Raw genomic sequence first — 6,630 nt, 5'->3', positions numbered from 1 at the left:
CCGCGCGCCGCCCCCCCCCGCGCCCCCCCCCCCCCACCCCCCCCCCCCCCCCCCCCCCCCCCCCCCCCCCCCCCCCCCCCCCCCCCCCCCCCCCCCCCCCCCCCCCCCCCCCCGCCCGGCGACCGGTGGTGCGGTCAGGCGGGCTTCGCCGCCGTGACCGCGCTCGCGGTGACGGTGTTGTCGCACTCGGCGAACTCACCGTCGGACAGGGCGACCTGGTGCGCGCCGGAGCCGGGCAGGCCGACCACGAGCGTCGGGTAGACGACGGGCTTCGCACCGGAGACGCAGTAGCCGTCGGCCTCGCCCTGGACCTGTACGAAGGTCAGCTTCACCCATGCCTTGCCGCCCGGGGCGAGGCGCACGGCCGGGGCCGCGCCCGTGGGAGTCACCTTCAGGGGGCTGTTGTGCGAGGGCGAGCCGTTGCCCGCACCGGCCACCGTCGGGTGGCCCTGCAGGCTGCACGCGTGCGCGGAGGCGTTGGTGAACTCGATGATCGCCGCGCCCGTGCCGGTGCCGGCCGGGCGGTCGGCCGCCTGGTAGGCCGTCGCCTTCACGGCCGACGGCGAGCACGGCGGCACCGTGCCGGTGTCGGAGGCGGGAGAGGCCGAGGCACCCGACCCGGTCGACGTGCCGCCGGACGAGCCCGAGGTCGAGGATCCCGGCGTGGACGATCCCGGCGTCGAGGATCCCGCGGCCGACGAGGCCGAGGAACCGGGGTTCGCGGCGGCGGAGGCGGTGCCGGAAGGGGCGCGGGAGGCCGGTGCCGGGGAGGACGTCCTGGCCGACGCGTCGCCGTCCGACTGGCACGCGGTCAGCGACAGCGCGGCGGCGATCACGGCCGTCGCCGAGGCGGCGAGGCGGATGGTGGTGCGGTACTGCATGGGGTCCCCCGATTCCGGTGTGCGTGGTGCGACCGGCTCCGTGCCGGTGCTCACCGACGGAGACAGAGGGGGGAGACCCCGGGTTGCCGCTGTGATCCAGCTGTGACGGTCGTGGATCACCTGTGACGGTTCCATGACGGGAGGCTGGGTCTCCGCTCGAACGACGAGGGCGTCCGGGCCGACCTGCGCGGGTCGGCCCGGACGCCCTCGAAGCGATGCTCAGACCAGGTCGAACCGGTCCAGGTTCATGACCTTGTCCCACGCGGCGACGAAGTCCTTCACGAACTTCTCCTTCGCGTCGTCGCTCGCGTAGACCTCGGCGACGGCGCGCAGCTCGGAGTTGGAACCGAAGACCAGGTCGGCGCGGCTGCCGGCCCACTTCAGCTCGCCCGTGACGGCGTCGCGGCCCTCGAACGTGGTCTGGTCCTCGGAGGTCGACTTCCAGGTCGTGCCCATGTCGAGCAGGTTGACGAAGAAGTCGTTGGTGAGGACACCGGGCGTCTTGGTGAGGACGCCGAGCTGCGACTGCGCGTGGTTGGCACCCAGGACGCGCAGACCACCGACGAGCACCGTCATCTCGGGGGCGCTCAGGTCCAGCAGGTTCGCCTTGTCGACCAGCAGGAACTCGGCGCGCAGGCGGTTGCCCTTGCCCAGGTAGTTGCGGAAGCCGTCCGCCGTCGGCTCCAGCGCCTCGAAGGACTCGGAGTCGGTCTGCTCCTCGGTGGCGTCCACGCGGCCCGCGGTGAAGGGCACCCGGACCTCGAAGCCGGCCTCCTTGGCGGCCTTCTCGACAGCCGCGGCACCGCCGAGGACGATGAGGTCGGCCAGGGAGACCTTCTTGGCGCCCGAGGAGGCGTTGAACTGCTGCTGGACGCCCTCGAGGACGCGCAGCACCTGGGCCAGCTCGTCGGGCTGGTTGACCTCCCAGCCGCGCTGCGGCTGCAGGCGGATCCGGGCGCCGTTGGCACCGCCGCGCTTGTCACTGGCCCGGAAGGTGGAGGCGGACGCCCAGGCGGTGGTGACCAGCTGGGACACCGACAGACCGGACTCGAGGAGCTTGGTCTTCAGGGCCGCGACGTCGGCGTCGTCGATCAGCTCGCCCTCGCGCTCCGGCAGCGGGTCCTGCCAGATCAGCGTCTCCTGCGGGACCTCCGGGCCGAGGTACAGCGACTTCGGGCCCATGTCACGGTGGGTGAGCTTGTACCAGGCGCGGGCGAAGGCGTCGGCGAACTCCTGCGGGTTCTCGTGGAACCGGCGGGAGATCGGCTCGTAGATCGGGTCGAAGCGCAGCGACAGGTCGGTCGTCAGCATCGTGGGCAGACGCTTCTGCGACGGGTCCTGCGGGTCGGGGATGATGGCCTCGGCGTCCTTGGCCACCCACTGCTTGGCGCCGGCCGGGGACTCGGTCAGCTCCCACTCGTAACCGAAGAGGATGTCGAAGAAGCCGTTGCCCCACTGGGTCGGGGTGGTGGTCCAGGTCACCTCGAGGCCGGAGCCGATGGCGTCCCGGCCCTTGCCGGTGCCGTAGGTGCTCCGCCAGCCGAGGCCCTGCTCCTCCAGGCCGGCGGCCTCGGGGTCGACGCCGACCGAGTCGGCGGGGCCGGCGCCGTGCGTCTTGCCGAAGGTGTGGCCGCCGGCGATCAGCGCGACGGTCTCCTCGTCGTTCATCGCCATACGGCGGAACGTCTCCCGGATGTCGCGGGCCGCGGCCAGCGGGTCCGGGTTGCCGTTCGGGCCCTCGGGGTTGACGTAGATCAGACCCATCTGGACCGCGCCGAGCGGGTTCTCCAGTTCGCGGTCGCCGGTGTAGCGCTTGTCGTCCAGCCAGGCGGTCTCGGGACCCCAGTAGACGTCCTCCTCCGGCTCCCACACGTCCGCGCGGCCGCCGCCGAAGCCGAAGGTGTCGAAGCCCATGGACTCCAAGGCCACGTTGCCGGCGAGGATCATCAGGTCGGCCCAGGAGATCTTCTGGCCGTATTTCTTCTTCACCGGCCACAGCAGGCGGCGGGCCTTGTCCAGGTTGACGTTGTCCGGCCAGCTGTTCAGCGGGGCGAAGCGCTGCTGACCGGCGCCTGCGCCGCCGCGGCCGTCGCTGATGCGGTAGGTGCCCGCGCTGTGCCAGGCCATACGGATGATCAGAGGGCCGTAGTGGCCGAAGTCGGCAGGCCACCAGTCCTGCGAGGTGGTGAGCACCTCGGCGATGTCGCGCTTGACGGCCGGGAGGTCGAGGCTCCGGAACGCCTCCGCGTAGTCGAACTCCTCACCGAGCGGGTTCGTCGCCGGCTGGTTCTTGGCAAGGATCTTCAGATTGAGCCGCTCCGGCCACCACTGGCGGTTGCCACCGCCCTGGGTCGGGTGCAGGGCCCGGTCATGGGCGACGGGGCAGCCGCCACTCGCCCCCTGCGCCTTCGCGTCTGTGACGATCGCGTCGTGGTTCTCAGTCATGGCAATCCTTCCGAACTGTGCGGAACTCGGTGCTCAGGAACTGTGGCCGGTGGAACAGTCGGGGCACGTGCCCCAATAGACGACCTCGGCCTCCTCGACGGAGAAGCCGCGGTCGTCGGAGGCGGTCAGACAGGGCGCGTCGCCGACGGCGCAGTCCACGTCGACGACGGCACCGCACGACCGGCACACGAGGTGGTGATGGTTGTCGCCCACGCGCCCCTCGAACAGGGCCGGATGACCGGCCGGCTCGATACGGCGCACGAGTCCCGCCGCGGTGAGGGCGTGGAGAGCCTCGTAGACGGCTTGCAGGGAGATATGGCCTACGCGGTCACGGACCCCGGAGGCGATCGCCTCGACGCCGAGGTGGTCGCCGTCCCGGACGGTCTCCAGCAGCGCGACGCGGGCCGCCGTCACGCGCAGGCCGGCACCGCGGAGTTCCTCGGCGGTGGTCGGGGTCGGGGAGGCGGTCATGCGGGCGACGCTACCCTCATAAACACGAAGGATTCAAGAAAACGAACAATACAATTCTGGTCGTGCGTCGCGGCCTGCCGGTGGTGTGCGTCCGTCGCCGTGTCCCTGTCCGCGCCCGTCGCCGCGTTCGCCTCTGCAGGCCTTTGCACGGGGCGGCGGGCGGGGGCGGCCCGGTGGCCGGTCGGGGGCATGCACGCATGATGTGGGCCGCACACCGCCCACGACCGCGCGGCAAGCCGGGACATCCTCCGAACGGGTGAGCCGCGACACGACACACCGACGGCATCCGCCGGTCTCACGTGCCCGGGTCCGCCGTCCACGGCTGCCGCCCGCCAAGCGCACCCCGGCCCGCCGCAGACGGCTTCCGCCCGCCACGCGTCACCCGGCCCGCCGGACGGCTTCGGCCCGCCCGGCGCGCCATGGCCTGCCGCACGCCCGTACGGCCGGTGCCCCAGGGCGCCTGGGGCACCGGCCGACGTCCGCTCCCACGGGCGGGCCTACCGGGAGCTCATGGACGCGGCCGGCCGGGTGCCCCCGCCCTCGACGCGTTCCGCACGCGGTAGCGTCGGGCCAGGGCGTGGAAGGCCTGCTTCGGCTCCCAGTGCCGGCCGGAGGCGGGGTCGTTCGGGCGGTCCATGAGGGTCTTGGTGATGGCGTAGCTCGCCAGGTCGAGGTCGTGGCGCGGATCGCCGGGCCGGTGCGGGGCGTCGGGGGTGACGAACTCGAAGGCCATCGCCGCGTACAGGCCCAACGAGTCGAACACGTCGAGGAGTTGCAGGAGGTACTCCGCCTGGGTGCGCTCGCTGCGGACCAGGTGTCCCTTGATCTCCGCGGGGTTCTTGTCGTGGTCGACGACGTCCCATCCCATGCCTCCGGACTCGGGCGCCCCCACGTAGGCACAGGTGCCGAACTCGGTGACGGCCAGCGGCTTGCCCCACCGCAGGTACCGGCTCAACTCCCGTACGTGGCCCGCCCTGTCGGGGAAGTACGAGTAGTAGTCGATGCCCACGATGTCGAAGAGCCGCCAGTCGACGTGGTCGTCCTGGGCGGCCGCGTAGCTCAGCCTGCCGCGGAACACCGAACGGCCCACCGCAGCCGCCTTCGCCGTGAAACGGTCGAGGCGGCGCTGCATCGCGACGGGGTCCACCGTGCCCTCGAGCAGGTTCCGGATGCGTTCCTGGGCGGTGTCCCCCGGGACGATGCCGGGTACGAAGAGCCAGAACTCGCAGCCGACGCCGAGGTCCACGGCGGCCCCCTGCCGGCGCAGCCGCTCCGCGAACCGGCCGGTCTCGGCGAGGTGCTCCAGGATGTCCCGCTCGGGGACGTCGCCGAGGGTGGGCTGGAGCCACACGCGCAGGCCCCTTTCCGCGGCTTCTGCCGCGGTGGCCGTGAGGCGGTCCACTCCGTCGCCGGTGACGTCCACGGTGTCGGCGTGCAACTCGTCGCGGATCGCCCGGATGTCCGCCCGCATCCGGGACGTGCTGAACGCCGTCCCCGGAGTCTCCCCCTCCCCCACGGTGTAGACGACACCCCGGTGCCGCAGCCCGCCCCGCGCCCGGCCCACCCGTGTCCTGTCCGCCCGAGCCGCGCCCGTGCTCGCCCCGGCCGCCCGGGCCGGCCCTGCGGGCAGGAGTGCCGCGGTGAGCCCGGCGGACGCCATCGCGGCGAGGAACTGTGCGCGCTTGATCCCCTTGGTCCTCTGCATACGGCCACCCTGCCGAGTCCGGCCCGCAGGCACTGTCCGCCGACGGTCTGCGGCGCCCGGCCGAAAGGCGGCAAGTGCGCCGCCGAAAGTCGCGACCACGGCCGCCGGAGCCGCCACGGGCCGGCGACGAGCCTCATCAGGCACATGAGCCACGCACGGTGGGAAACTCGGAGTCCGTCACCGAAGCTCGCGAGGGAAACGCCGGTGGAGCTGGATACCGTCGCCGACGAGTTGTACGCGCTGCGGCCGGAGGAGTTCGTCGCCGCCCGGGGCCGCCGCGCCCTGGAGGCCCGCAAGGCCGGTGACCAGGGTCTCGCCAGGGAGATCGGCGCGCTGCGACGGCCGAGCCTGGCCGCCTGGGTCAGCAATCTGCTGGTCCGCCGTCGGCCGGAGGGGGTCCAGCCGCTGCTCGACCTGGGCGAGGAACTGCGCCGCGCGCACCGGGAGCTGGACGGCGGGCAGCTGCGCAAGCTCGCCCGGCGGCAGAACGAGGTGATCGGCGCCCTCGGCCGGCAGGCCCGGCAGCTGGCCGCGCAGTCCGGGCACCCGGTGGGCGAGGGGGTCCAGCGCGAGGTCGAGGAGACCCTGCACGCCGTCCTCGCCGACCCGGCGGCAGCGCGGGAGTGGGCGGCGGGCCGCCTGGTGAAGCCGCTCAGCTCGACGTTCGGGTTTCCCGCAGCCGACGAGGCCGTGCTCACAGGCTGCCCCGCGCCCACCGCGACCGCCACTGCCACCACGACCGAGGCGAGGAAGCCCGCCCGGGAGGGGAAGCGCGCGGAAGAGGCCGCGCGGCGCCGGCGCATCGCCGAGGCCCGCGAGAAGGCCCGTGACGCGGAGCGGGAGGTGCGGGCCCGGGAAGCGGAGGCCGAGGCGGCCGGGCGGGAGGCGGAGGAGGCCCGGGGCAGGGTGGCCGAGGCGGAGGAGCGCGTCCGCGGGCTGCGTGAGGAGCTGCGCGGCGCGCAGGAGGAACAGCGACAGGCCCGCGCCGACGAGCAGGGGGCGCGGGAACGGGCCCGCCGGGCCGACCGCGCCGTACGCGAGGCCGGGCGCCGGGCCGAGGCGGCTGTCGAGGAGGCGGCTGCCGTGGAGGCGAAGCACTCGCCCACCCGCCGTACGGCGTGACCCACG

General features: G+C 73.5%; 6 protein-coding genes. 2 read left to right on the top strand and 4 right to left on the bottom strand.

All coding sequences use genetic code 11. The features are described from left to right. Positions 1-134 precede the first annotated feature (134 nt). On the bottom strand, positions 135-578 hold the full coding sequence (locus tag ACIHEJ_RS29645; protein ID WP_400140150.1) for a DUF4232 domain-containing protein: 444 nt from the start codon (positions 576-578) through the stop codon (positions 135-137). Between the two features lie 7 nt (positions 579-585). Here ACIHEJ_RS29645 and ACIHEJ_RS29640 point away from each other — a divergent pair, with 7 nt between their 5' ends. Then, positions 586-987, top strand: coding sequence for a hypothetical protein (locus ACIHEJ_RS29640; protein WP_400140148.1), 402 nt, complete (start codon positions 586-588; stop codon positions 985-987). 113 nt (positions 988-1,100) lie between these two features. Here the strand turns inward: ACIHEJ_RS29640 and katG are convergent, their stop codons facing one another. The 3 genes from katG to ACIHEJ_RS29625 form a co-directional block, all read right to left on the bottom strand. Then, positions 1,101-3,326: a catalase/peroxidase HPI gene (gene katG, locus ACIHEJ_RS29635; RefSeq protein WP_400140146.1), complete on the bottom strand. Its 2,226-nt coding sequence runs from the start codon at positions 3,324-3,326 to the stop codon at positions 1,101-1,103. 33 nt (positions 3,327-3,359) lie between these two features. Beyond that, on the bottom strand, positions 3,360-3,797 hold the full coding sequence (locus ACIHEJ_RS29630; protein ID WP_400140144.1) for a Fur family transcriptional regulator: 438 nt from the start codon (positions 3,795-3,797) through the stop codon (positions 3,360-3,362). A gap of 508 nt (positions 3,798-4,305) precedes the next feature. Further along, the gene (locus ACIHEJ_RS29625; RefSeq protein WP_400140143.1) at positions 4,306-5,502 is read right to left on the bottom strand and encodes an abortive phage infection protein; all 1,197 of its coding nucleotides are present in this window, start codon (positions 5,500-5,502) and stop codon (positions 4,306-4,308) included. A gap of 204 nt (positions 5,503-5,706) precedes the next feature. Between ACIHEJ_RS29625 and ACIHEJ_RS29620 the strand changes: the two genes are divergently transcribed. Continuing rightward, entirely contained in the window at positions 5,707-6,624 is a 918-nt protein-coding gene (locus ACIHEJ_RS29620; RefSeq protein ID WP_400140141.1) for a hypothetical protein, read from the top strand. Positions 6,625-6,630 lie beyond the last annotated feature (6 nt).

The organism is Streptomyces sp. NPDC052301 (assembly GCF_044593395.1).
Lineage (GTDB): Bacteria > Actinomycetota > Actinomycetes > Streptomycetales > Streptomycetaceae > Streptomyces.
This window is presented reverse-complemented; position numbering and strand designations above follow the sequence as displayed.

Bases quoted from the DNA above. Each gene is read 5' to 3' on its own strand.
- katG (WP_400140146.1), bottom strand. From the start codon at position 3,326: ATGACTGAGAACCACGACGCGATCGTCACAGACGCGAAGGCGCAGGGG.
- ACIHEJ_RS29630 (WP_400140144.1), bottom strand. From the start codon at position 3,797: ATGACCGCCTCCCCGACCCCGACCACCGCCGAGGAACTCCGCGGTGCC.
- ACIHEJ_RS29625 (WP_400140143.1), bottom strand. From the start codon at position 5,502: ATGCAGAGGACCAAGGGGATCAAGCGCGCACAGTTCCTCGCCGCGATG.